The organism is Paenibacillus sp. FSL M8-0228 (genome assembly GCF_038007385.1).
Lineage (GTDB): Bacteria > Bacillota > Bacilli > Paenibacillales > Paenibacillaceae > Paenibacillus > Paenibacillus polymyxa_D.
On sequence record NZ_JBBOXA010000001.1, the window covers coordinates 5,305,617 to 5,332,149 of the forward strand.

Annotated in this window: 19 protein-coding genes; all 19 read right to left on the bottom strand. The window is 45.3% G+C overall.

Annotated elements, in window-relative coordinates:
- Positions 1 to 2: 2 nt before the first annotated feature.
- A complete protein-coding gene (locus MKY98_RS23960) occupies positions 3 to 3,140 on the bottom strand; it encodes an efflux RND transporter permease subunit (protein WP_069010001.1) in 3,138 nt (1,045 codons plus the stop codon).
- A gap of 352 nt (positions 3,141 to 3,492) precedes the next feature.
- Positions 3,493 to 7,512 (bottom strand): S-layer homology domain-containing protein, encoded by a 4,020-nt coding sequence (locus MKY98_RS23965; RefSeq protein WP_039271533.1) that lies wholly within the window; start codon positions 7,510 to 7,512, stop codon positions 3,493 to 3,495.
- A gap of 190 nt (positions 7,513 to 7,702) precedes the next feature.
- A complete protein-coding gene (locus MKY98_RS23970; protein ID WP_029514606.1) occupies positions 7,703 to 8,833 on the bottom strand; it encodes a glycosyltransferase family 4 protein in 1,131 nt (376 codons plus the stop codon).
- Between the two features lie 137 nt (positions 8,834 to 8,970).
- A complete protein-coding gene (locus MKY98_RS23975; RefSeq protein ID WP_029514607.1) occupies positions 8,971 to 9,732 on the bottom strand; it encodes a WecB/TagA/CpsF family glycosyltransferase in 762 nt (253 codons plus the stop codon).
- 8 nt (positions 9,733 to 9,740) lie between these two features.
- Positions 9,741 to 10,877, bottom strand: a complete 1,137-nt coding sequence (csaB, locus tag MKY98_RS23980) for a polysaccharide pyruvyl transferase CsaB (protein ID WP_069010003.1) — start codon at positions 10,875 to 10,877, stop codon at positions 9,741 to 9,743.
- On the bottom strand, positions 10,853 to 12,868 hold the full coding sequence (locus MKY98_RS23985) for a DUF5693 family protein (protein WP_069010004.1): 2,016 nt from the start codon (positions 12,866 to 12,868) through the stop codon (positions 10,853 to 10,855). The genes csaB and MKY98_RS23985 overlap by 25 nt, the downstream gene beginning before the upstream one ends.
- A gap of 259 nt (positions 12,869 to 13,127) precedes the next feature.
- On the bottom strand, positions 13,128 to 14,846 hold the full coding sequence (locus MKY98_RS23990) for a phospho-sugar mutase (protein WP_069010005.1): 1,719 nt from the start codon (positions 14,844 to 14,846) through the stop codon (positions 13,128 to 13,130).
- A gap of 98 nt (positions 14,847 to 14,944) precedes the next feature.
- The gene (fabZ, locus tag MKY98_RS23995) at positions 14,945 to 15,391 is read right to left on the bottom strand and encodes a 3-hydroxyacyl-ACP dehydratase FabZ (protein WP_069010006.1); all 447 of its coding nucleotides are present in this window, start codon (positions 15,389 to 15,391) and stop codon (positions 14,945 to 14,947) included.
- A gap of 774 nt (positions 15,392 to 16,165) precedes the next feature.
- On the bottom strand, positions 16,166 to 16,378 hold the full coding sequence (locus MKY98_RS24000; protein ID WP_069010007.1) for a DNA-directed RNA polymerase subunit beta: 213 nt from the start codon (positions 16,376 to 16,378) through the stop codon (positions 16,166 to 16,168).
- 10 nt (positions 16,379 to 16,388) lie between these two features.
- Positions 16,389 to 17,216: a flagellar hook-basal body protein gene (locus MKY98_RS24005; protein WP_069010008.1), complete on the bottom strand. Its 828-nt coding sequence runs from the start codon at positions 17,214 to 17,216 to the stop codon at positions 16,389 to 16,391.
- A gap of 13 nt (positions 17,217 to 17,229) precedes the next feature.
- Positions 17,230 to 18,114 carry a flagellar hook-basal body protein gene (locus MKY98_RS24010; protein WP_069010009.1) on the bottom strand — a complete coding sequence of 295 codons (885 nt, stop codon included), beginning with the start codon at positions 18,112 to 18,114 and terminating at the stop codon, positions 17,230 to 17,232.
- Positions 18,115 to 18,235: 121 nt separating this feature from the next.
- Positions 18,236 to 19,234, bottom strand: coding sequence for a rod shape-determining protein (locus tag MKY98_RS24015; protein WP_023990703.1), 999 nt, complete (start codon positions 19,232 to 19,234; stop codon positions 18,236 to 18,238).
- Between the two features lie 171 nt (positions 19,235 to 19,405).
- Positions 19,406 to 19,693, bottom strand: coding sequence for a sporulation transcriptional regulator SpoIIID (gene spoIIID / locus MKY98_RS24020; protein WP_007432737.1), 288 nt, complete (start codon positions 19,691 to 19,693; stop codon positions 19,406 to 19,408).
- Between the two features lie 201 nt (positions 19,694 to 19,894).
- On the bottom strand, positions 19,895 to 20,635 hold the full coding sequence (locus MKY98_RS24025; protein ID WP_029514614.1) for a M23 family metallopeptidase: 741 nt from the start codon (positions 20,633 to 20,635) through the stop codon (positions 19,895 to 19,897).
- A 70-nt stretch (positions 20,636 to 20,705) separates the two neighbouring features.
- On the bottom strand, positions 20,706 to 22,133 hold the full coding sequence (spoIID, locus tag MKY98_RS24030) for a stage II sporulation protein D (protein ID WP_208332585.1): 1,428 nt from the start codon (positions 22,131 to 22,133) through the stop codon (positions 20,706 to 20,708).
- 221 nt (positions 22,134 to 22,354) lie between these two features.
- On the bottom strand, positions 22,355 to 23,710 hold the full coding sequence (gene murA, locus MKY98_RS24035; protein ID WP_029518503.1) for a UDP-N-acetylglucosamine 1-carboxyvinyltransferase: 1,356 nt from the start codon (positions 23,708 to 23,710) through the stop codon (positions 22,355 to 22,357).
- 324 nt (positions 23,711 to 24,034) lie between these two features.
- Complete coding sequence (locus MKY98_RS24040) at positions 24,035 to 24,286, bottom strand: DUF1146 family protein (protein WP_013373430.1); 252 nt, start codon at positions 24,284 to 24,286, stop codon at positions 24,035 to 24,037.
- Between the two features lie 346 nt (positions 24,287 to 24,632).
- Positions 24,633 to 25,046 carry a F0F1 ATP synthase subunit epsilon gene (locus MKY98_RS24045; protein ID WP_013312322.1) on the bottom strand — a complete coding sequence of 138 codons (414 nt, stop codon included), beginning with the start codon at positions 25,044 to 25,046 and terminating at the stop codon, positions 24,633 to 24,635.
- Between the two features lie 69 nt (positions 25,047 to 25,115).
- Positions 25,116 to 26,516 (bottom strand): F0F1 ATP synthase subunit beta, encoded by a 1,401-nt coding sequence (gene atpD / locus MKY98_RS24050; RefSeq protein WP_029518505.1) that lies wholly within the window; start codon positions 26,514 to 26,516, stop codon positions 25,116 to 25,118.
- Positions 26,517 to 26,533: the final 17 nt, after the last annotated feature.

The following is a 26,533-nucleotide window of genomic DNA, read 5'->3' on the forward strand; positions in this document are numbered from 1 at the left end:
CCTTATATATGAACACTTTTTTGTAGTTTCGCTTCTTTTTTTAATTCTCTCTTCGCTTGTCTTTTTAATTTCCGATTCTTACGTTTTTGTATCATATTATCCATGATGACGTAGACTACCGGAATAAGAATCAATGTAATAACAGCTGCGAAGGATAACCCGAATACAACAACAACTGCCATCGGTGCTTGTGTTTCGTTACCCTCTCCTGTAGCGAATGCCATTGGGATCAAAGCTAGTACAGTAGCCAGCGTGGTCATCAAAATCGGACGCAACCGCTCAGACGCTCCATGAATAATAGCTTCATCCCGATCTTGGCCGTCTTTTCGGAGCTGAATTATAAAGTCAATCATAACTATGGCATTGTTGACGACCAAACCGACGAGCATGATGTAACCCGTCAAAGCTGAAACGCTGAGACTCGCCCCGGTTACAGCTAAACCGATAAGCACACCAATTACCGTAGGTGGAACGGAAAACATAATAACAAACGGTGTGAGCAACGATTCGAACTGTCCTGCCATAACCATATAAATGAGCACGACAGATAGCAAAATAGCTATCGCCAAGTTCATGAAAGACTCCAGCATTTGTTCATTTTGTCCACCACCCGTGTCTGCACTGTAGCCTTCTGGGAAGTGAGTACTCTTCAAAAGAGCATCTATTTTTTGATTAATAGTAAGAATATCCCCTGTTCCATCAATATCAGCTGTAATCTGCACTTGACGCGTTTGGTCTTCACGAGTAACAGTATCGGGTACAGTCCGTTTATCAATACTTACTACAGAAGACAAAGGTACATCAATACCTTGCGAAGTGGTAATCCGTAAGGATTTAAGATTTGACAAATCATGGCGGTTTTGCTCTGGCAACGATATCTTCACATCAATCTGATCTTCACCTGTACGATAGCTTGTGGCGACTGATCCATTAAAAGAAGTATTCACTGCTGATAAAATTTGAGTTGCTGATAAGCCATATCGACTCGCAAGCTCCCGATTAACGGTAATCTCATATTCTTCGCGAACAGCACTCAAGGTACTTTTCACATTGACCGTACCCGGTATGTTTTTTACGTCCGCAACGAGATTGTCTGAAAGTTCTCTCAGGACGTCAATATCGTCACCTTTTAAGTTAATATTAACAGCCGCTCCGCTTGAAAGGCCTGTTGTAGACGCCATTGTAATCTCTGCATCCGGAATGCTATCAAATTTCTTACGAAGGCCCTCAACTACACCATCTGTTGGCTGATGTCCATCCTTCAGCGTTACGCTTAGATCCGCCGAATTAGTTGGAGCTGCCCCTGAATAACCAGAATTGCCACCAGAACCAACAGTCACTGTCATTTTATCTAGATCCGGAACTTTCAAAATTTCTTTTTCTATATCTTGAACAACCTTTTCCGTTTCTTCCAAGACCGTTCCATTAGGAAGTTTCACGTTAATTGTGAATTCCCCAGTATCGGATGCTGGGATAAATTCAGCCTTAACGAAAGGAACTAGAGCCCCAGCTGCCACAAACATTAATAAAGTAATAATTAACACAGATTTTCTATGGTTAATTCCCCACTTCAGTATACGGCGATACCCACTCTTAAATTTCTCGAAGCCAATATTAAACCACATAATAGGGTTAACACCCTTATAAGTACCTGAAGAATAAATGGATTCATCTGGGACGGTAGGTAGCCAACGTGAGCCCAGCATCGGCACAATCATAAGGGATACAAGCAAGGCTGCAATGTGAGAGAAAATAACTGTTAACGCCAACGGTTTAAATAGAACTCCCGCAATTCCGTCAACAAAAACAACTGGTAAAAATACTACGATCTGCGCAAGTGCAGATGCCATAACGGCATTACCCACCTGCTTGGAGCCATCAATAGCCCCTTGTAGCATGCTTTTCCCTTCATGTCGCTGTCTAAAAATATTCTCAATAATAACAACCGCAAAATCGACAAAGGATCCTAACCCCAGAAGCAAACCGCTCAGTGAAATAATATTAATGGTTTGTCCGGTGAAATACATCATCATAAACGTAGCTACGAAGGAAATTGGAATAACAATAGTAGCAATAATAGTAGAACGTATACTATTCAAAAATAACAGCAACACAATAGCTGCGATAATAACTCCCAATATAGCATGCTCTACTAATGAGTGTACGGAGTCGCTAATGGGTTTGGATGCATCTGTTACCATCTCCAATTGAGTTCCCGGAGGCAATTCCTTCCGTATCGAATCTAAACTATCCTTTACAGAATCGGCGATTGAAAGGGTATTCCCCCCTGTAGCTTTAGTAACAGAAATATTGATACTTGGCTTTCCGTTATAGGTAGAAATGGTTGTAACATCATCCAAGGAATCTTCAACTTTCGCGATGTCCTTTAGCTTAATGCTTCCCTTCCCTACTGGAATTGGCGTTTCACCCATTTCTGAAACAGCTTTGTATTCACCTTGAACCCGAAGTTGGATTTCTGTATTGCCTCGGTACACCGAACCAGCAGAACCCGCTACGTTATTAGACGATAGCGCTTGGCTGATTTGATCTAACGTAATGCCATAGCTTTGAAGTTTGGCTTGATCTACGGTAATCTTCACAAGCCGAGCTTGCCCACCTGACATGTTGGCTGCAGCTACTCCCGCAATTCTTTCAAGCCGCGGCTCAATAATATCTTCAGCAATAGGCTTCAACTTGTTAATATCCTGGTCTCCTGTAAGAGAGAGCGTAATAACCGGCGTTGCGTTGAGATCCACCTTAAGGACACGCGGCGAATTAGCCGCCTTGGGAAGAGACCCTTTAACCCCATCAACTTTATCTCGCATGTCGAGGGTTGCTTGATTGATATCTACTCCCCAGTTAAATTGAATCATGACCATAGATGTTCCTTCTGAAGACTCGGACATGACTTTATCCACGTTCTCAATAGAAGCCAGACTTTTCTCAATAGGTTTAGTAACCAATTCCTCAACTTCTGTAGGCGTTGCATTTGGAATACTAGTCACCACTGCAGCGAATGGCAGCTTCATATCCGGCATTTGCTCTACAGGAAGTCTTAACGCAAAAATACCGCCCCCGATTAACAAAGCAATAATTAACATAAATACTGTTACAGGACGGCGTATTGAAAACTGAGACATCTCATCACTCCCCACTCACTTCTCTATGTAATATTTAAGCACACACATCCACTACTACGATGAAATAAGCGTAAAGTTTCAGATAAATGCGCAAAAAAAACATATAAAAAAATAATAAACACATTTTGAGATAAAAGCTTAAAAAAAAGAAATTAATTACAGACGTTTAAGCTAAATCCAAAATAAAAAACGTTGTAAGGCTAATCCAAAGTTCTTACCTCATTGATATTATGGCATAGGCCCTTAATTCCAGTCAAATAGCTGATTTATAAAAAACATCCCTCTCATGTATATGAAAGGGAATTTCCATTTCGCATGGAGGGATGTTTAATAATTTCAGGTGTTTTGTTGATTAGATTTTAGGAAGCAGCTTTTTATCAGCCATAACTTTAGCTACAATAATGGCTGCATCTCCACGCAAGGTCAGGGAAGTAGGATTAAACATATATCCTTTTTTCAGATCGCTTGCATCAACAGGTGAACCCGTAATAAAGCCTTTCTTGGCAATAGCCAACACAGATGCCTGTGCATAGTAATCAATTTTGTCCGCATCTTTAAAGGTCTTAGACAGATTCTTCATGATCTTGTCATGATCTGTTTCAAGCTTCAAATTCAATGCCTTAGCGATAATGACTGCTGCATCTTGGCGTGTGATTACATCTTCCGGCATAAAGATTCTTGGTTGCGAACCTTTGACAATACCAGCGCGTGCAGCTGTTTCAATATAACGATAATCATAGAGCGCATCTGCTGATATCGTATTTGGAATAGACACGTCGTCAAAATGCTTCGCTCCGCTGAAATTAAGCGGAATTTGCAGACCTTTGACGATCATAGACGTAAATTCGCCTCTTTTAATGTAGCTGTCAGGTCCAAAGCTATTAATTGGATCCATTGGGTTCATGACACCTTTAGCCAAAATGGCTTCGATGTAATCTCTGGCGTATTTGTGCTTAATGACATCACTATACGTTTCTCCAACTTTAGCAACTACATAGTAACCGAAACGATCAAACGGTACTTTAATGGTGTGTTTTTTCGGATCCACCACACCACCAATGTTCTGCCAGTCTTTAAGATCAGAATCAAAATAGAACACCGACATTTGTTTCCCTGCATCTTGAGCAATACTACTATCATACGTCAGCGTCAATGTAGCACGCTTGGAAGGTACTAACTCGTTAGATGGGTCACGCCAGTAGAAGTTTTTGATCTTGCTGCTGTCATTTTGCGACTTGTTAGCCAATTGATAAGGATCAGCACCATATGTCACTGGATCGTAAGCATCCGTTTTGATATCATCTGCGGTACCTGGGTCAATCCAGAATACTGGACTGGACTTGGTAAAACGACTTGGGAAATCCCGGTTGAAGTATCTACTTCCGTCTGCAATCAAGCTCCGCATATCGGACAATGCTTTTTCAGTTTCAAATTCATGACGGTCTACCACACCATCTTCGCTATTTGCTATCGCAAAATACAAAGTATGCCCAGAGAAAACCTGGTTTTTGAATTGCTGTGGTTGATCGTAATCCCGGCGAATTAGACTCGTTCCCTTTGCAAAAGCAAGTGTAAGATTACCATCGAACACTTTGTGCGATGTTTTCATCGCTTCCATGTACTGCTCGCCAGGAATATTTGTAGGCACATATTTAACAGTAATGGTTTGTTTTAGTTTTTCCTTGCCTACTGTAACCACTACATCAATTTTATTATCTTTGTTAGCTTTTAGACCTGTAACGATGGCTTTGTAAGTTGATGGGTAATCAACAGTACCATCATAGTCAGAATCAAATCCTTCTTGAACCGCTTTTTCCTTACCTACCATAACACTATCTGCGTTACCTGCGTTTACAACAACTTGCACAAAGTTTTGATTCACGATCCGTTTTTCAGGAAGCGGACGCAAGATATCAAAAGATGTGGATTGACCGGATACTTGCAGTCGGAAAGTAGCAAACGGCCCGCTCTTGCCACTGTTGTACAAGGTAATGTTATAAGCTACTGGTGTTCCATCTTGCGAAATAGTTTGGTTTTTCAACACAAAGCTGAAATACTTTTTGTCCGGATGGTAGTACACAAGCAGGTCTTTTAAATCTTTATTAGTAAATTTATCTGTAGTAGAACCGGAATTGTATGTTGTCTTAGCATCTTCTGCTGAGAAAAACTCGTTACTCAACGTCCAGTTGAATTCACTGTCATCCGATCCCTTAATCTCCAAAATATATTGATCTTTATTGGCAATATCACTTAACGAACCATTTACCTGATCTGCTTTACCCAAATCGGCAATACTGAAAGTACCAAATACATTGATATTTTTCAGAGATGTATTGTAGTTAGTATCATCCACTTTGGTGAAATTAGCATCTTTTGATTTCGGAGCAATTTCGCTATACTTCGGTGTATTGCTCAAGCCGCTAACTGGTGTAAAAGGGATGATTCCTTGTGTATTTGGAACAGGAATTACTGGAATATTCGTCTGTGTAAAGTTTACTTTTACCGTATTGCTGTACTCAATACCTGGCTTGTACACAAACTTGATTTCATTATTCCCGTTCGCCAAGGCATTGGCTGCGGCTGTCTCTGAGGAAGCAGCAAGCTTGAAGTCCGCTCCTGAACCATCCAGATCAACCAATACATTATTAACATACAGGAATACATTTCGGTTACTTCCAGTGTAATGAATATCCGCTGCGTTGCTCACATCAAGCAATTTACCTTTAAAGTAGCCCAGTTGAGTCAATTTATAGGTATTCAAGTTTGAGCTGGATGTATTTAACGGAATTTGTTGCCCATCATAAATCGTATCGTATTTCATGAACGGACCCTGCAACAGATTCACCGTTGCTTTAATTAATTTGGTCGAGTCGCCATTCAGGTAAAAATTCAGTACGTTTTGTCCTTCTTTAGGCAAAGTGTCTACATAAGCAACGATTTTCTTCACTTGTGTTGACTTACCATTGATTGTCCGAATCACATCTTGAGGTGATCCTACAGTATGAACTGACACACCAGAAAGTTCACTAATTGAAGAAGGTGCACCGTTAACAACGATGAACTCCATACCAACAGGAACAGATGGAGCATCTGTAGTCTTGTTCTTCATAGAGCTTCCAGTTAATTTCAGAGCTTCATCTATAGCAGCTGCTTGATCAGACCCGCTTCCCTTAATTCTGCTCAACAATTGATTATTAAAATCAGGAAGATAGTTAATATCATCAATATACGGCTGAGTGCTGCTGCGCAATGTAAATTGGACAGCCGATGGAGCTGGAGGTGTACTGCTATCCGTATAGGTTATGCCCAGAGATGCCCTGGTCAAATGATCAATAACAGCTTCTGAAGGTACAGTCACCTGAAATGGATATACTTTATAACCATTTGATGTAACCACATTTGCAGTATCAATTGTGGCATCAACTCCAGTCGCACTACCCACAGCGCTACCATTGTTACTCACATCGGTAAAACGCGCATTGATTGTGGCAACTCCTGGATCGGTTGGACCGCCTGGCACCAAAACATTACCTTTTAAAACCACACCACTTGTAGACGATACGGTAAAGTCAGGCGAAGTGGTCAGATCGGCAGAAACATTCCCATCCTTGTTCAAGGTCAAATCAGAGAATTCCGGTTTTCCCGTATAAATCGTAATTTCACGTGTAACTGTAAGAGCCTGAGTTCCGTTATTCACTTTAATATTCACTATATTTTTACCTGGACTGAGTACCACACTACCTGTTAATTTATATGCGGTATAAGAGTTAACTGTATACGTATTACTGCTTTTTGCAGACGTAAGCGTTACACTGTCGGCATTAGGCGCCGTACCTTGAATGACTACTTTAACATCATCCGTACCGCTATTGCGAGCGTCTGTTAACACAGCTGTCTGGTTCTCTACTAATTGCTCTGTTTCACCATTCAGCGTAGCAGACAGATCATAAACCTTGGGTCCATCCTGGTACTCTACGTAAATAGAATCCTTCATCTCAGCCGAGTTTTGGCTACTTTGGAATGTAATTCGGTTCAAACCAGGAAACAGTTTGATGTCTGTAATTTGAAGTGTAGAGCCACTGACCGTAATTCCGCCTTTTTGACTCTCATTTTTATTCACCACATTAAGGGTCGTTCCATTTTTAGAGAGCTGGAATACACTATATGATATCGTGCTTCCGTTCACTCCGTTAATCGTACCGTTAACTGTAATACGGTCGGTGTTCACCGATCTGGCCGAATCCGCATCATACTTCTCATTTGGAAAAATGAAATAAGTTCCTGTCGCAGCATGAGCCGTACCTACCAGGGCCGCCGGCACCAAGCCAATGATGAGACCAACCGTCAGCAACATGGATAGCAATCGTTTCAAATCATTGTCCTCCTTTGATTCTGTCGCACCTTGGGGTACGTAATCATTCAATACTTTTTTTATCGGTAGTAAACATACAAAAAATTAGTAAATTCTCAAAAAAGGAGGGAGTTTTTTTACAGCAAACATCAAAAAAGCCTCCAAACCCGCGGTATACCGCCAAGCTTGAAGGCTTACTTTTAAATTAAAATTATAATTTCGAACGCGTCTGGGAATCTGGCTTAGCCAACAACCGAATCAGTGTGTTAATAACTGGGCGTTTGGTTTTGCCAACAAGACCAATAACCTCTGCACCGATCTGTAGGAAGAACATCATAATACAAATCACGACAAAGGTGACCCAGTTCGCTTCATTAAGCGCAGCAGACGATTGAATCACGGCCAATACACCGAAAAATGCAGCAATACCGTAGATAATCAACACCGTCTGTCTGTGACTGAAACCTAGTTCGCGTAGGCAGTGATGCAAATGACCTTTATCCGGAGAGAAAATCGGTTTTTTCTGCAACTTGCGACGAATGATAGCAAAGAATGTATCTGACAATGGTACACCGATAATAATCAATGGCGTAATAAAAGATACGATAGCAATTTGCTTGAAACCAAGCATGGATAGCATGGCCAGACAGAAACCTAAAAATAATGACCCTGTATCACCCATAAATATTTTTGCAGGATGAAAGTTAAAAAATAGGAATCCGATAATACTGCCCAGCAGCACAAGACAAAGCATAGCTACCATGTAATTACCCATCAATATCGACATCACAAAAATAGTTCCAATCGCAATGCCTGAGACACCTGCAGCCAGTCCATCCAGACCGTCAATCAAATTGATGGCATTCGTTACACCTACGATCCAAAAAATCGTAAGTGGAATGGAAATCCAGCTTTCCAAAGATGAGTATGCATCCTGAAAAGGTACATTTACAAAATCTACACGAATATCAAAAGCAAACACGACCATACACGCAACGGCAATTTGAGCCAAAAATTTCAATTTTGCATTGAGATCGAAACGATCATCGAGAGCACCAATCAGTGTAATCAGCGTACCGCCAATCAGAAAGGCTGCGATAAAGTTAATATCCCGAGAGGACAGCATTCCGTCAGGCACAAAAGGTAACACCGCCAATAAGGACAACAGAAATGCCAAGAAAATCCCCAGTCCGCCAAGACGCGGCATAATTCGGGTATGTACTTTTCGGGCATTCGGTACATCGACGGCTCCAACCTTCACAGCGAATTTCTTGACGAGCGGTGTCAATAACAGCGCAAGTCCCAGTGCCATGATGAACCCAATAATATAGATCAATAACATTTGATCATTCGACCCCCAATTTTAAAGCAATCCCTTTTCAGATGTAACCGCATTGAATTATACTCTGATCAAAAATAAATACCAAGCTTCATATTCTGGCAAATTAGCGGGTTTTGGAGGCAGATTCAAGCTATTTATCACACTTTTGTGACGTTTTCTTTTTCGCGCATCACTTTCGCGGCGAATTTCGGCAGCGCAAGCATTCTTTTGTAACGGCTTGGCTCTTTGAGGAGTCTATATAACCATTCAGCCCGTAGCTTTTGAAACAATTTAGGTGCGCGTTTGGTTCTGCCTGATATAACATCGAAGCTGCCGCCAACCCCCATCATCACCGGTACACCCAACTTTTCCTTATATTTACCAATCCAGGGTTCCTGTGTGTCCGCTCCACGTGCTACAAACAATAAATCAGGATTTGCTTCACGAATAGCTGCAATTACGGCTTCATCCTCTTTTGGTCCAAAAAAACCATCACGCTTGCCACAAACCGTAATTGCGGGATAAAGCTCATGTACCCGCTTTGCGGTCGCTTGAATCACCTCAGATGTTGATCCCAGTAAATAAACCTTCCAATGATAGTTTTCGCCAGCTGCAAGTAATTCATGTAACAAGTCAAAGCCCGCTACACGCTCAGGTACAGGATGTCCTACATAGTTTGCAGCCCACACTACGCCGGTCCCATCCGGGACAATCAGCTCCGCCTGTTTCATCACGTTCATGTACACTGGATCTTCCAATGCTGCCATTACCATTATCGGATTGGCAGTGATCACTTGATGGGGCCGGCGAGACTCCACTGCTTGAATTAATACATTTAATGTATCTTTCATATTAAGCCTTGATACCGGAACACCGAAAATCGGGACGGTAGGCACATTCGTAACCTTATCAACTGTCACTGTATCCATCATCCTTTGCGACACAAGTAATTAACGATATGCTGCGCCGGTAAGCGAGCCTCACTTTTTAACAAAGCAATGGCCGCTCCCTGGCTCTCGATCCATTGACTTCGCTGATCCAGCAACCGCATAGACTCATTAGCCAGTTTTTGTCCATCCAGTGCCTCTGTAGTGCCTACAGGCTGGCTACCGACACGGCTGAGGAAATGATCAATTTTAGGATCATAGGATATCCCCAACGGAGGCACCTGATGGGATGCTGCATAGATCAAGCTGTGTAATCGCATCCCGATCATCAAACTGCAACCACTGACTTCCAAAAGCATCTGTTGAGGATCGGTGACTTGATCACACATGCTTACAATGCTTCCCGTCCCCCTAATATCCCCCAACAAATCCATTACCATCCTTGAAGCCTGCTCGTCATCAGGCAGATGGAAAGGTAAAAAACGTAAGTGTACACGGCGCTCAGCAGCTAATTTTTTTAAGCCCTCCGCGATAGCCTTCAAATCGCGGCGTTCCTTATCCCAGTAACGTACAGATACGCCAACGATCGGGGGTTGATCCTGATCAGTCTCAGTTGCTGCTTTATGCAGCTCGGAACCTCGGGGCAATGGAAGCCCCATTACCGGATCAGGAACAACTTCGACAACCGGGTTCTTTAGTTTCATAGTATCCAGTAGTGCGGCAGACTGCTCATCTCTTACAGAAACATATTCACAGCGCTGAAACACAGAACGGATCATAGGATAAAATATCTTCCGTTGTACTGGACCAATGCCCTGAGCATATACAAACGTCGGCTTTCCAGCCCATTGGGCCAGTTTCAGAATCGCCAGATAATACGGAATACTTTTAGGGCTTGTTGCATCCTGGAGCAGACTCCCGCCGCCACTTATTAGCCCATCGCTGTTTTTAATCGCTCTACGAACTTCCCCCAAACTCATCCGCGGTACAGCTTCTACTCCGTACATTTTCTGTGTCCAAGCAGGGTCAGAAGATAGAACAACAGGCTTGACCGTGATACCCGCCTGACGGCTCTCCTCCTCTAAAGCTGTCAAAATCGACTTGAGCACCGCCTCATCCCCACTATTGTGAAAGCCGTAATAACCCGAGATGATTATCGTTTGAGCTGTGGTGACCATTTCTTCCAACACCCTTCCAGCACTTGCCACACGACAATTGCGATGATTCCCAGCACCAGACCGAAGCCCAATCCTAACAGCCCGCGACTAAGCGACAGTGCCGCTGGAGAGTGAATGTGAGCAAAGGTATCCACCATAGAGGCTTGACCAATAGCAGCTATAATCAGCAAATAGATTGCTTTGCGATATTTCAAACTCAGGAACGCTCCTGCAATAAACAGTGGGTGAGCCATCAAAAATTCCTTATTGCGTGGACGTACGCCAAACGCATTTTCAAGGAAGTTCCGGAATGCCAGCTCCGTATTCGACACTGTGCCCGCATTTCCAGTACGAGTCAAATAGTAATAACCTGCGGCTGCGATAACAGCCAGTGCGATCACCCACAATACAGTAATCGGCGTACGTAGCAGCTTGGAAATCTCCTCTCGTATAGAAACGCCACGATAAAAGAAAATATATATCGCTGCCAAGAAGATCGGCAGAATGTGAAGCAAGCTTACACCTCTGAATTGGTTCAGCACAAGGCTGTAAGCAATACTATTCAACAGAGCAATAACAAATGGTACTGCAGCCAGCGACAAAATCGCTGTCCGTACGTACAGTATAAGCGTTTGAACCAAACGCTGACCTGCAGAAAGTTCAGCCCCCTGTTCACGTTTAATTCTAATCGTGTGCACAGCAATGATCATTGCAACCGTTGGTCCGCTAATCGCCGCGAGTAGGGCTAGACCTTGCTCCATCAAGCTGGAGTTCAAAACATAAAGTCCTGCTGAACCTACCAAACCGAGTGCAAATGCCAGCAAAGTCAATGCCGGGACGAAATAGGACACCATAATGGAGAAGAATGCCAGTGCACCTAGTACGACAATCATTTTCAGATAGCGCTGAATGGACGAATCGACTACTTGGAATGGTTCAGCCTGTCCGAGTTCAAACCCCTTTTTCTCCATCCGTTGTACAGCGTTACCCGGCTTATCCAAGCTGTGGATCAGGTTATCTACCGAATCCTTCACCTTGGCTTCAGCAATACTACGGCTAGGCGCGGTATTCAGATACAACATGCGAATATTACGATCCTTGGTAGCCAGAGCAAAACGATCGGCCAACGTTTCCACATCCAGCGTTGCATCTTTATCGCTCAATGAGTATAAACGCACAACGTTATAGTGGATATCGTAAGCGAGCTTATTGAAGCCTGCTTGCGGTTTTTTTAAGTTTTCGATAGCAGCTAGGCCAATATCGTATTTGTTCAGCAATTTAGCAAATGCCGCTAAGCTATGCTCTTTCTCGTTATCGGTGAAGCCTTTGACTGAATCACCTTCAAACAAAATGCGTTTTACACCATTCTGCTGAAAAGAAGCAAGCATCTCTTCTGTCAACTCCTGGTTATAAGGAAGACTGTCGCTCATCCGTGGAACAATAAAAAATCCTTTGCTCCGAAGCTGCTTCATCGCAATCGGGTCAGGCTGCATGGGCTTGAGGTACGCATCCTCTGGAGATGTTTCCACAACTAACCCTTCCTGTCCCTGATAAGTCCAAGGTTTTACATTTATGTCCAGGCTTGTAAACGTACGTAAAATTAACGGCTTTAATGCCTCCGCATTTTCTTTGTCAGCAAAAACAATATACGTAAAATTCTCATTTGCAGGTGAAAGCCGTTTTTCCATATCGGCAACGTTCTGAGTCGTATAGGTTACGACACGGCCCGCTTTACGGAAATCATCCAACGTACTTTCATACATCGCCATGCTGTTCACACCCGCTTGCTGTAAGCGGTCAAGCTGCTCATTCAGATAGTCCTGCGGATGAGCCTGATACGAGGCTGCCTCCGTCAAATCCCGATAATCGAATACAATCTCTACTTTTTTACTCGAGGATTCTGTCTTCACACGATCGGCGATGACTGGAATGGAAGCCAGCAAGCCGACAGCCACCAAAATCCATAACCATTTTCGAGAAGCCGTATTCCAATACTGCCATTTCTGATACACCAAAGAACCTCCTTAATATTCGGGATTTTGCAAAATTCAATGCTGCCCACCTTGTCGTACTCAACCTTTTGGTAGGTCACTCATTGAATTTTGCAAAATCCTCCGTTGCCGGAATAAGCTTATTTTCCCAAAGCCTCTTCCAGGTTATTCTGCAATACAGAAATGACCTCCACGGCGTACTGCCCTTTGCCGTGAGAGGTCACCGATTACTATATCTTATCCAATTACCTTAACCTATTCTATTATAAAGGGATTTTTCTCAAGCGTCTACGCGAGCCATAACAGCATCGACCAGGTGGCTGATTCTTTGCTCCGCGTCTGACAGCGAGGAACCGCGTACCGCAAAGTATACTTTGATTTTCGGCTCTGTTCCCGAAGGGCGCAGGCAAAACCACGAACCGTCCTCCAGTAAGAATTTGAGTACATTTTCCTGTGGAAGACCGTCCAGACCTTGTGAGTAGTCCAGTACCTTATCTACCTTCACGCCTGCAATCTCTTGAGGCGCGTTGCTACGCCAATCGGTCATTTTGCCCTGAATCTGTGCTACTCCATCCTTACCCTTAAGAGTACGAGACTCCAGCTTCTCAAGGAAGTAGCCAAACTGCTCGTACAGCTCTTGTAAAACATCATAGAGCGTCTTACCTTGTGTGCTGTAATAAGCAGCAGCTTCAGCGATCAGCATAGCCGCCAAGACAGCATCCTTATCGCGAGCGTAATTCCCTGCCAAATAACCATAGCTCTCTTCATAGCCAAACAAGTAGGTGTACTCGCCAGTTTGGTCAAACTGGTTCATTTTCTCGCCAATATACTTGAAGCCAGTTAGCGTGTTAAACACGGTTGCTCCAAAATGTTCGGCAATAACTGCACCCATTTCGCTGGTTACGATGGTTTTGATAACAGCCCCATTATTCGGAAGCTTGCCTGTTTCTTTCAGCTGATTCAATAAGTAGTAAACCATGATCGCACCAGACTGATTACCGGACAATACTACATATTCGCCATCACGGTTTTTCACAACTGCACCCATACGGTCAGCATCAGGGTCTGTTCCGATCAACAGATCTGCACCAATTTTCTCACCTAGCGCAATTGCCAGTTTAAACGCATCGCGTTCTTCCGGGTTTGGCGACTTAACAGTCGAAAATTCAGCATCTGGCAGCTCTTGCTCAGGTACAATATGCACCTGTTCAAAGCCGATTTTCTCCAGTACACGACGAACCGGTACATTTCCAGTGCCATGGAGAGGCGTAAACACAACTTTGAAGTTTTTGCCTGGTCCGGCTGCAATCAGCTCACGGTTCACACTCACACTGGCTACCGTATCTACAAACGCTTCATCTTCCTCTTCTCGAAGCCAAACCAACAATCCCTGTGCCTCTGCTTCCTCACGTGTCAGACTGCGAATGTCAGCAAAAGAAGGAACCTCACGGATATAACTAATTACCTGTTCAGCCTGATCAGGAACAAGCTGACCCCCTTCATCGTTGTATACCTTGTATCCATTATACTCAGGAGGATTGTGACTGGCTGTTACAACGATCCCTCCACTGGCTCCCAAATGACGTACACTAAACGAAAGCTGTGGCGTTGGACGCAAGGAAGGGAACAATTTAGCCACGATACCATTGCCCGCCAGCACCAAAGCTGCATCCAGTGCAAACTCTGGTGAAAAATGACGCGAATCATGCGCAATGACAACCGAAGGTTTGCCTTCTTTACCAGCATGCTGTTCTAAAATATAGCGAGCCAGCCCTTGAGTCGCACGTCCAATGACGTAACGGTTCATCCGGTTACTCCCTGCTCCGATCACTCCACGCAGACCGCCTGTGCCAAATTCCAGCTCTTTGTAAAAGCGATCCTCCAGTTCCTGCTCGTTGCCTTCCAATGCGCGCAACTCCTGTTTGGTTTCTTCATCAATATAAGGGTCTTGCAGCCAGCTCTCAATGCCTTCTAATGCTTTTTTACTCAACTGCGTCATACGGAATTTCCCCTCTCCATTTTTGGTTTATCAAAACAGGATTTCTATGTACACTTGCACTCGGTTCAGACCTCGTGCTTATGTCGGCAGAGCTTTATTTATTGGGGAGGGTCAGATAGAGCAAACATAATTTCGCCCTCAGCTACTACCGTATCGCCTACTTTAGCCGTAGCTTTCCCTTTGCCAAATGCGCCTTTGGAACGAGTGATTTCCACTTCAAGCGTTAACGTATCCCCAGGAACCACCTGTCCTCGGAAACGGAAACCATCCAATCCTGCCAAGAACCCGATTTTGCCACGATTGCTCTCTAGGTGCAGTAATGCGACTGCCCCAACTTGAGCCAGTGCTTCGGTAATCAACACACCAGGCATAACGGGATACCCCGGAAAATGTCCAATGAAATGAGGCTCATTCATCGTTACATTTTTAATGCCTACTGCTCTTTTCCCTTCCTCCATCTCAATAATACGATCAACCAATAAAAATGGCGCTCGATGTGGGATAATCTCCTGAATTTGATTAACATCCAATTGCAATTTGTCCATTTACCTTAATAACTCCTCCCGCTTGCAGGTCTGACTCTGTATCAATCATGAGTTACTGCAAGCATAATATTACCCCGCCTACGCTGTATAAAAACAGCTCTTGGCGGCAACAATGTTAGATATCCTTCACCTACTGCAGAAGTGGAGGTTGAGATAAGGGGCTTTTTCCGCCGGTTATGCAACCTGAGGCGCGAAGAAGCCCTTTTGCCCGTGCTTGGTTTTACCCCGCAGTGTTATAAACTTCCCCATCATTATACAGTTATCAGATGCAAAAAGAAAATTACGCGGAAGTACCATATTGGGTGCTCCTATTATGGGGTGAAGCGGAGATTCAATTGAGCAAAGGAGGAGGGGCTGCACGATTTATTTGATCTTCCGATCGCTGTTGTCCCTAAATTTTCTCATTTTATAAAACCTGCAAGGTTAAAATTTAGGGGCAAAGGCGAACGCTATCGCTTCTCCAGATTCAAATAAACCCCTCCGCCGAGTTACTTTTGGCTCAAAAGGAAAGCCTCGCTTCGATAATGCTCGCTTGCCGTGAAGGACGAAATAAAATCGAAGCCCCCTGCGATGGCTTCATTGGCTACGTTCCACACGCGCTACGCTGGAGGCCTCTCCCTTAAAAGCATAACAAAACCCTGCGCCACTGGCACAGGGTTTTGTTATGCTATACTCCCCACACAATGGCGGGGGGTTTATTTTAATAAGAGTGGCACTAATGGCGGGTAGCAGCGGAGCGGACTTTTCCCGCCACCCCACTCTTTTAAAGTAAACTTAAGGCGCAAAAATAAGATCAATGACATGCTGCCAGGTTCTCCATTCAAATACGCCTGACAACCCTTGCTTACCTACAATTACATATCCTGCAATTAAGCCGCCTAACAGCGATAACAGGAGCAGCAACGGAACTATGAAATAACGAGCAGTACGCCAGCGGGACTTCGTCTTTACAGGCACCGGACGGGAATCAGATTGTTCTTCTTTCATCACCAAATCCTTAAGCCCTCAGATTGTTGGCCATGTTCATCATCGTATCGCTAGAAGTTAATGCCCGTGCCGCCATTTGATACATCCGCTGAACTTGCATCATATCCGTCATTTCGCCCGCTAAATCCACATTAGATTCCTCGAGATAACCAGAACGCACAGATACGTCCGCTGGAACAGCACCTGCCACACCTGCAGCTCCGAATACATTTGCCTCTGTTACACCATTCAACAACACGAACAGGTTATCATCCCGCTGTTCCAGTCCTTCTGGACGCTGTACATCCATTAGCTTGATTCTCTGACCAACTGTCGGAATCCCAGTTCCATTAGCACGAATCAGCAATTCGCCATCCGAGTTAATAGCCACCTTGGAACCCGCTGGAGCAGTCACAGGAACATCATTGTTATCTAGCACGGAGTAGCCTTCAGCAGTGGTCAACATCATCGTCGCACTATCACTCGGATCAGGAATAAAATGAAAGCTACCATCACGGGTCCAAGCTTTTTGCCCATTTCCCTGAACTTCAAACATGGCATTACCCTGGATCGCCAGATCAGTAGGAAGTCCCGTCTCCTTGAGCGGACCTTGCTCCATATTTTTCATGATTGCGGCCGTTTTAACTCCGTAGCCCAAATTATAACCGAGCGGCATGGCCCGTCCATTTTGGAGATACGTTGAAGGCTGTTGTTTCACATTGGCCAATACATCTTCAAAGGAACCCTGTTTACTCTTATAACCAACTGTATTGACATTGGCAATATTATCGGCAATTAAATCCAAACGCTGCTGCACACTGGCCATAGATACCATTGCACCAATCATGGAGTTGTTCATCACTTACCCCCTGTTATACACGGCCTACTTCATTAACGGCCTTGTCCAAGCTTTTATCATAAAATTGAATTACCTTCTGATTCGCTTCGTACGCTCTTAACGCAGCCATCATATCCACCATTGACTGTGAAGCATCTACATTAGATACCTCCAGGTAACCTTGACGAACGGATACAGCATCATTAGCGGTCATCATTCTAGCTGTAGCACCATCAGTATCATTCAGGCGGAAATTCCCATTACCCTCACGAACGAGCTGATACGGACGATCAATGACACTAATACCGAGCGTCGTCCCCAACGTCTGGTTGGACTGGCTATCTACCAATTCGCCCCGCTCATTTACTTTAAGCGCTGAGACAGCCCCGGTCAATTGAATTGGTTTTCCATTCGTATCCAGCACCGCTGAGCCAGTCGATGAAAGCAATGCTCCCGCTCCATTTACTTGAAAATGCCCGTCACGTGTATAACGAACATTACCATTACTGTCCCGCACCGAAAAAAACGCTTCTGGACGGTAGGTGACTTCACCGTTAGCATTGATGAATTTTCCCGCCTGATCAAAAGCCATAGGTTGACCAGTAGCTGGGTCGTTCACATTAATATTGGACTGTATCGCAAAATCCGTCGCTTGTCCACTGTCCTTTAATGCTCCCTGAATGTAAGGGGAGAGGCTTTCCTCAGCAAAAACGCCAGTATTGAGCTTGCCGACCGTACGGTCCGGGTTATCAGGGTTACCACCCGTCATGGAAATAAGCATTTCGGGGAAAGAACGCTGAACACTGTTCTCCTGTTTGTATCCCGTCGTATTCATATTAGCAATATTTTGCGTCACGGTGTCATGGCGTCGTTGTTGTGTCATCAATCCGGCGGCCGCAGTATATAAACCTCTCAACATGTAACGTGCACCCCAATCCTATACTCTGCTAAAATCATATGCTCGCGCGGAGGCACGAAGGCCAAAATGCTAGGCAACCTGCCTGACCGCACACGAGTCTCTTATAGTCACTATCGGCAGATTAGAACTTTTTCTTAACCACATGATCCAAATTATCTAGCATAATTCCTGTACCTTTAACAACACAATGCATCGGATCTTCGGCAACCAGTACGGGAACGCGCAGTTCTTCAGCAAGTAGCTCGTCCAATCCGCTAAGCAAGGCACCGCCACCAGTCAAAATAACACCACGGTCAATAATATCAGCTGACAGTTCCGGTGGGGTCTGCTCCAATACAAACTTGGCCGCAGCAACAATCGCTGACACAGGATCTCTAAGTGCATCCTGCACTTCATCTGCAGATATACTTAACGTTTTGGGCAATCCGGATACCATATCCCGTCCACGGATGTCCATCTCTGCACGACGTCCACTCGGATGCACAGTTCCGATAGCAATCTTGATATCTTCAGCCGTACGTTCTCCGATCAGAAGCTTGTACTTCGTTTTTACATATTTCATGATGGCTGTATCAAATTTGTCCCCTGCCATTTTAATGGAAGAAGCTGTTACGACATCCCCCATAGAGAGGACTGCAACGTCAGTCGTTCCGCCACCAATATCCACTACCATGTTGCCGCTAGGCTCAAAAATATCCATTCCTGCTCCAATGGCAGCCGCTTTTGGCTCTTCCTCCAAAAATACTTCCTTGGCCCCGCTACGTTCCGCCGCTTCACGAATCGCTTTTTGCTCCACTGAGGTAATGTTCGTTGGCGCACAAATTAGAATACGAGGGTGGCTGTACCAGCTTTTCCCCCCCACCCGATTGATAAAATATTTTAACATCGCTTCTGTTACTTCAAAATCGGCGATGACACCATCACGTAATGGACGGATGGCTATGATATTACCAGGAGTACGTCCCACCATACGGCGCGCTTCCTCTCCGACAGCCAGGACTCTTTTTGTATCGCTTTCTATCGCGACAACGGAAGGTTCGTCAAGAACAACCCCCTTCCCTTTGACGTGGATAAGCACGTTGGCCGTACCGAGGTCGATACCGATATCATTACTGAACATATTAAAAAGGCCCCCAAAGTGATATTTTAAAAAGCTAAGATTCGACAAGAAGCGGCAAATATATGTATAAACCTACGGTTACATGTCATTTTTCGTCTTGTACCATCTTTTAACATATCATACTTCAGGGGGTTGATTCAATGGCTTTGCCAGCCAATTCACTATATATTTTTAGGACTTGCCGGAAACGAGAATCTCCCTTCGTTTGCCACTCGTTTTTTTGTACTTAATTTTCGTGGCTTCTCCCCCCCGCAGATGGCGGATGGATTTATGGTATTCAAGAATGTGCTTCACCTGATCGGCAAGATCCGGGTTGATTTCAGGCAGCCGTTCGGTCAGATCTTTATGCACCGTGCTCTTGGAGACACCAAATTCCTTGGCAATCGTACGGACCGTATTCCTTGTTTCCACGATACAGCGACCGATTTTGATGGTCCGTTCCTTGATGTAATCGTGCACGCTCCCGCCTCCCTACTGTGGATAGTTTGGTACATTATATGAGGAGCGTGCCTATATATTCGCGGTTTGGCGGGAAGACATGCTTCGGAAGGCCTATTTATTTGGCAAAAGCAGCTTATGTTTACCTTATGCACAAAAACTACACAAGAAAAAAGCAGGGAATATGGATTCCCCGCTTTGCATGCAAAGCCATGACCAGATTTATTTTTTAGGAAGCAGACCTGCTGGATTCACAGGCTTGTCATCCTGATACACTTCAAAATGCAAATGTGTTTTCAAATCCTTTTCAAGCTCGTTACGACCCGCTGAAGCAATCACATCGTTTTGTTTCACTTGATCGCCTTCTTTTACTTTCAGATCACTCAAGCTTTGGTACACCGTTTTGAGATTATTATCATGCGTAATTTCTACGACATTACCTACCAGCGGATGTTGTTCCACACGAGATACTTTGCCACTCAGGGCGGCTCTTACTTCAAACGCCTGATCGTCAGTCCGGGAAAGATCAATCCCAGTGTTAGCGGTAAATGTTTTATCGTACTCTACCATAGCTGCCGCCTGCTCATCAGCGGTCGCGTTCTCATCAAAGAACGGCTTTACGACCTGTACTGCGCCAGCATCTGCCACTGGCCATGCGATATTTTCCGACTGGGCAACGACTTCCACGCTTTCTGGCTGTTGTCCGTTAACATCGGTATTCACTGCACTTGTGCTTTGTACCGATGGACTAGCTGGGTCAGGTTTGAAAGACTTCTGGCTGGCATCCTGATAGACCCACACTAAAGTTAGTATAATGGCTGCTGCGGCAATGTAGGCTGCCGGGTATGCCCACCTTTTGGACAACAGCTTTTTCCACGAAGACGGCCGTGAAGCTCTTCCACCCTGAAAGGTTTTGGGTGTTTCTTCATGGTTTTGGTTCTGGTTTTTATTTTGTTCATTCATTTGCTCATCACCTCAGTAACCAGTGTTACCGGGTGCAACTCTTTTATACTTCAAAGTTTCGAAATATTTACTAACTTAGAATACGAGAGGCTTGCGCAAAAGAAATGCCAGTATAATAGTGAAGGAGTATTTGAGTGGCAGTATGACCTTCTTTGGCCATTCCATTGGCTCCCCACTGACTCATACCAACACCATGACCATAGCCATAGGTTGTTATAGCAATCCGGTCCCCTTCAGCCTTCCAAGTAAACTCAGCCGAACGCAACCCCAGTTTGTTACGGATCTCCGGTCCCGTAAAGATTGAGCCACCAACTTCAATCTTCTTGATGCGATGTCCTTCTGTCTTGGAGAGTATACGAATCTCTGGCATACTTCCTCCTCCAGTAGAGGCGGCAATTGCAGTACGACTTAACCCCAATCTATCGAACACGCTTTGACGACTCAGTGTGACGGTTTCTGAATAACGCGGGGCCAACTGCTTGTCCCATGGACTTGATACGCTTCGTAAATAGGGCACTGCCTTCGCCCACACATCCTCTGAATTTTCGGTGTAGCCATTGCTAGTAGAAAAAAAAGATGCCGTAATGGGCTTGCCTTCATATACCATGATCGTATCCTTGGTGTCTCGTACGGCCTGCTGAATTTTAGCCAGCTCTGCGGATTTACCAGAATGTCCCCATTCTCTAGTAAGTTTAGCTTTGGAGATATAAGCCTGATGTTTAACAGTATCCGTCACATCTGCTCCCGCAGGGGCACCGCTAGTGTCATCAGCCAGCAAGCGCCGGGCAATGAAGGTACGCGCGGCAATAGCCTGCGCTTTCAGTGCCTCCCCCTCGAAGCTGGGCGGCATTTCGGCGGCTACTACGCCGACAATGTATTGCTCCAGCGGTAACGTCTCCGTGCGACCGGTGGATGTGACGTACACACGCACGTCCGGCTCTGCCGCCACCGGCACGCTGCGCGCTGGAGCAGCGGGCACCGCTGGCATCGGCGGGACGCCCGGTAAGCGCGTGACGGGCGTCTCACCCTTTGCCGTCACGCTAGGCGCAGCCGGTACTGCCGTGCGGCTGCTTGGCGGCACCGGCTGCGCCGTCTGGCGAGGCCACGCCATTAGCGCGGGCACAGCCATGGCAAGCACCAGCACCCCTGCCATGGCGGCGAATGGCAGCCATGGGCGGCGGCTGCCCCAGCGTGGGGCACGCCCGGCGGAAGGACGCAGGTGCGGCAGCGGGCTTGCAGCGCGTGTGCCATGGGCCGCTACTCCAGCGATAGGCAGAGCCGTATCAACGGAGTTCGCAGCGGAAGGCACGGCTGTTGTACGCCGATTGGGCTTGACGCCAGTCGGCAATGTACCTCTTGCGTCCGGCTGCTGTTGCATAAGCTTATTTTTCTGTAACAAGGTAGCTATAGAGCCAGTGTCTTCCTCCGCAAATAAAGCCTGGCGATGTTCCTTAGGATGATGAATGGGTATACGGATGCGAACCTGCGAATCTTTCATAGGCTGAAACCTCCATCAAAGGGCTAAGTGTCCGGCTGGAAGTATAGATATACTCCAGCAGATATTTTCAATCATATGAAGTCGTCCACTTTGATAGAACCATTTTAAGAGAACTGAAAGAATGAAAAAGATAAACAATAAAAAGAACCAAGTCCTTTCGGACTTGGTTCTTCGTTGTTTAAGAATATACGTATGCAACATGAAGCTACATGCGTTAAAGCTTAGGCGAGGGAAGGCTGAATCTTCTTAAACAGATTCCCAGACGCCTCTTCCGGCATTACGCGCTCTGTACTGGGTGAATGATCCAGTTTGGACTCTTCCACGGTCACTCTGTAAATGTCCGCTCCCAATCCGGTCAGCTTCTCAGCCAAATGAACGTAACCACGATCGATGTGATGTACACCAGATACTTCCGTTGTACCTTCTGCAATGAGTCCGGTCAGAATTAACGCAGCACCTGCACGCAAATCTGTAGAGGTTACTTTCGCACCTGTCAGCTTAGCATTACCCGTTACAATGGCAGAACGGCCTTCGACCTTAATCTCCGCATTCATGAGATGAAATTCATCCACATGCATGAAACGATTTTCAAACACGGTTTCCGTAATAATGCTCGTTCCTTCAGCGGCAAGCTGAAGTGCCATCATCTGAGACTGCATATCGGTAGGAAAACCTGGATAAGGCAACGTTTTAACATCAACGGCTTTTAACGGCTTATCTGCAATGACACGAATTCCGTTCTCATCAGGTTGAATGGTTACACCCATTTCTTCCATCTTGGAAATAACCGGACCCAAATGATCGGATATTGCGCCTTCTACATATACGTTCCCGCCTGTGATCGCAGCAGCAACCATATAAGTACCTGCTTCTACCCGGTCGGGAATGACGGTATGTTTTACACCATGCAGCTTCTCAACGCCTTCAATACGAATAACGCCCGTGCCCGCACCACGTACTTTGGCACCCATTCCATTCAGGAAATTTGCGAGATCAACAATCTCAGGTTCCTTAGCAGCATTCTCGATGGTAGTTACGCCCTCAGCAAGAGTAGCGGCCATCATAATATTCTCGGTTGCCCCTACGCTGGCTACATCCAAATAAACTTTAGCTCCACGCAGACGCCCGTTACTTTTAGCTTCAATAAAACCTTGGCCCAGGCTAATTTCCGCGCCCAATGCCTCAAAACCCTTCAAATGCTGATCAATGGGTCGCGTTCCGATTGCGCATCCGCCTGGAAGCGAGATTCTTGTACGTCCCAAACGCGTAAGCAGCGGTCCCATAACCAAGAATGAAGCGCGCATTTTCCTAACCCACTCGTAAGGGGCTTCACAGGAAATTATCTTCCGCGCGTCAACACGAATGACCTCATCTTGGTATGTAACGCCTGCTCCTAAGGACTCCAGCACTTTGTTAATGGTCATCACATCGTCTAGAGGAGGTGCATCAATAATAACACTTTCTCCTTCTTCTCCTAGCAGAGAAGCGGCGATGATCGGCAGAACTGAGTTTTTGGCTCCGCTGACTTTGACACTCCCGGTCAATCTGTTGCCACCGCGGACGATAAATTTGCTCATCTATGGTTCCCTCCGCGCGTCATTTCTCTTTTCCATTCTGGAAAAAAAGAACATATTCCGCTATTTTCATGCCTTGCTTTTTCATTACATAAAAAAACAAGATTTTACTAATACCCTAACTGCCATCATACCACTGATTAAAACAAGTATACAAGCGTTTTTTTGTACTTGACGACCATTGTACTCTAACTGATTCAGCCAGCTATACATGCATGGTTCTTTTGTTTACCATTGTTAACAATATGACGCGATGTTATTCGACAATTCCCGCAGAGACACAGTCATAAGGTCATATAACCCGCCTACTTCATGTTAAAACAAATTCTAGAGCATCTGGCTCCAAGAGATGTAGCTCAACAGGAACCCCGAAACCAACTGTCCCAAAATAATAGCAAGAAACAAGTGCAGCAATCTGCCCTGCGGTCCTTTCGGTTGTCGGATTAACAAATCCAGCTTTAAGCTCTGTAAAGCCCACCAAGCTAATGCTATACAAATGAGCGATACGATCATAGAGATCAGCGCGGTCATACTCGCCGATTGACTTAGCTGTTCTGCCAATTGCTGTTTCCCGTTCAACCTTAATTCCCCCCATCTGCGTCACAGACTTCTTTATAATACTCGGCGAACGCCTAATATGCCAGTGCTATTTCTGTTTTTAGGACATTTATTTCGACAAAATGTGATTAATCACTTCTGTTTCGTGAATTTAAAAGGTACTAAATACCTAGCAGCCAGGCAAGAAATAGGACTGTACATTTGGTAATAACAGCTAAAAAAGAGTCCGATCACAGTGATCGAAGGAAGCAAGGTTCCTCCTCACCCTCTACCGGACATTTTCTGGCAGAAGTTATGAATTGGTCTCCTTGTCGTTCCATCCGTATACTATGCCGAACCCTTTTAAAATTCCACTTAAACTCCAATATTAATTCTTATTGGTTCTGATGCTTGTAGCATTTAGACGGTTAAGCGCCCGTTGCAGAGCTACTTCCGCCCGATGATGATCTATCTGTTCCTGCTTGCTCTGGAGCCGCAGTTCTGCCCGCTCCCTTGCCGCACGGGCACGCTCCACATCAATTTCTTCGGAACGTTCCGCACTCTCAGCCAAAATGACCACTTTATCCTTGCGGACTTCAAGAAAGCCCCCATTGACCGCGATCACTTCAGTTTGACCACCGATTTTAATGCGTATCGGTGCAATCTTCAAGGGAGTGACCAAGGGAAGGTGTCCGGGCAAAATCCCAAGATCGCCTTCCGAGCCGCGAACACTGATGCTGTTTACCTGTTCTGTATAGACCAGGCGCTCCGGCGTCACAATCTCTAGTAAATACGTGCTCACTTGAATCCCTCCTGGAAGCTGTCCGCAGACAGCTCACTTCGTAAGGCTCGCTAATCTTTGCCTGTATGTTTACAGCGTTTTAGCTTTTTCAACTGCTTCTTCGATGGCTCCTACAAAAAGGAAGGCCGCTTCTGGAAGGTGGTCATACTTGCCTTCCAAAATTTCTTTGAAGCTTCGTACAGTTTCTTTAACCGGCACATATTTACCCGGGAAGCCGTTAAATGTTTCGGCAACGTGGAAAGGTTGAGAAAGGAAACGCTGGATTTTACGTGCACGTGCTACCAACATTTTATCTTCTTCACTCAGCTCATCCATACCCAGGATGGCAATGATATCCTGAAGCTCATTGTAGCGGGCCAAAATTTGTTTTACCCCTTGCGCTACATTGTAATGCTCTTCACCCACAACGTCTGGAGCCAAAATCCGGGAGCTTGATGCAAGTGGATCAACCGCCGGGTAAATACCCATTTCGGAAATTTTACGTTCCAGATTCGTTGTAGCATCCAAATGGGCAAACGTTGTAGCAGGAGCAGGGTCAGTGTAGTCATCCGCAGGCACGTAGATCGCCTGAATGGAAGTAACGGAACCTTTTTTAGTAGAAGTAATCCGTTCTTGCAATTGACCCATCTCAGTAGCCAGCGTAGGCTGGTAACCTACTGCTGAAGGCATACGTCCCAACAGGGCAGAAACCTCAGAACCCGCTTGGGTAAAGCGGAAAATGTTATCAATAAAGAGCAACACGTCACGGCCTTCTTGGTCACGGAAGTATTCCGCCATCGTCAGACCTGTGAGAGCTACACGCAAACGTGCACCCGGAGGCTCGTTCATTTGTCCGAACACCATCGCTGTTTTGTTGATAACGCCGGAATCTCTCATTTCATGGTACAAGTCATTTCCTTCACGTGTGCGTTCACCTACACCCGCAAATACAGAAATACCACCATGCTCCTGAGCGATATTGTTAATCAATTCTTGAATGGTTACGGTTTTACCTACACCAGCACCACCAAACAATCCGACTTTACCACCTTTGGCATAAGGAGCCAGCAAGTCGATAACTTTAATACCGGTTTCGAGCATCTCTGCTTGAGTTGTCAGCTCATCGAAAGAAGGAGCTTGACGGTGAATTGGGTTTCTAGCCGTTTCACTCATATCAGCACCATTATCAATTGGCGTTCCAAGTACGTTAAATACGCGTCCAAGAGTTGCTTCGCCGACAGGTACTGAAATAGGTGCTCCCAGATCTATGGCTTCAGCTCCACGAACCAAACCATCTGTGGAAGACATGGCAATACAACGCACACGGTTGTCACCTAGATGTTTTGAAGCTTCGAGCGTCAGGTCAATTTTGACTCCGCTCTCCAGCACAGTCCCAATATGAATGGCATTCAGGATTTCCGGAAGTTGTCCACGTTCAAACTCAACGTCGACAACCGGACCCATGATGCTCACTACGCGTCCTTTGTTCATCTTTTGGTTTCCCTCCT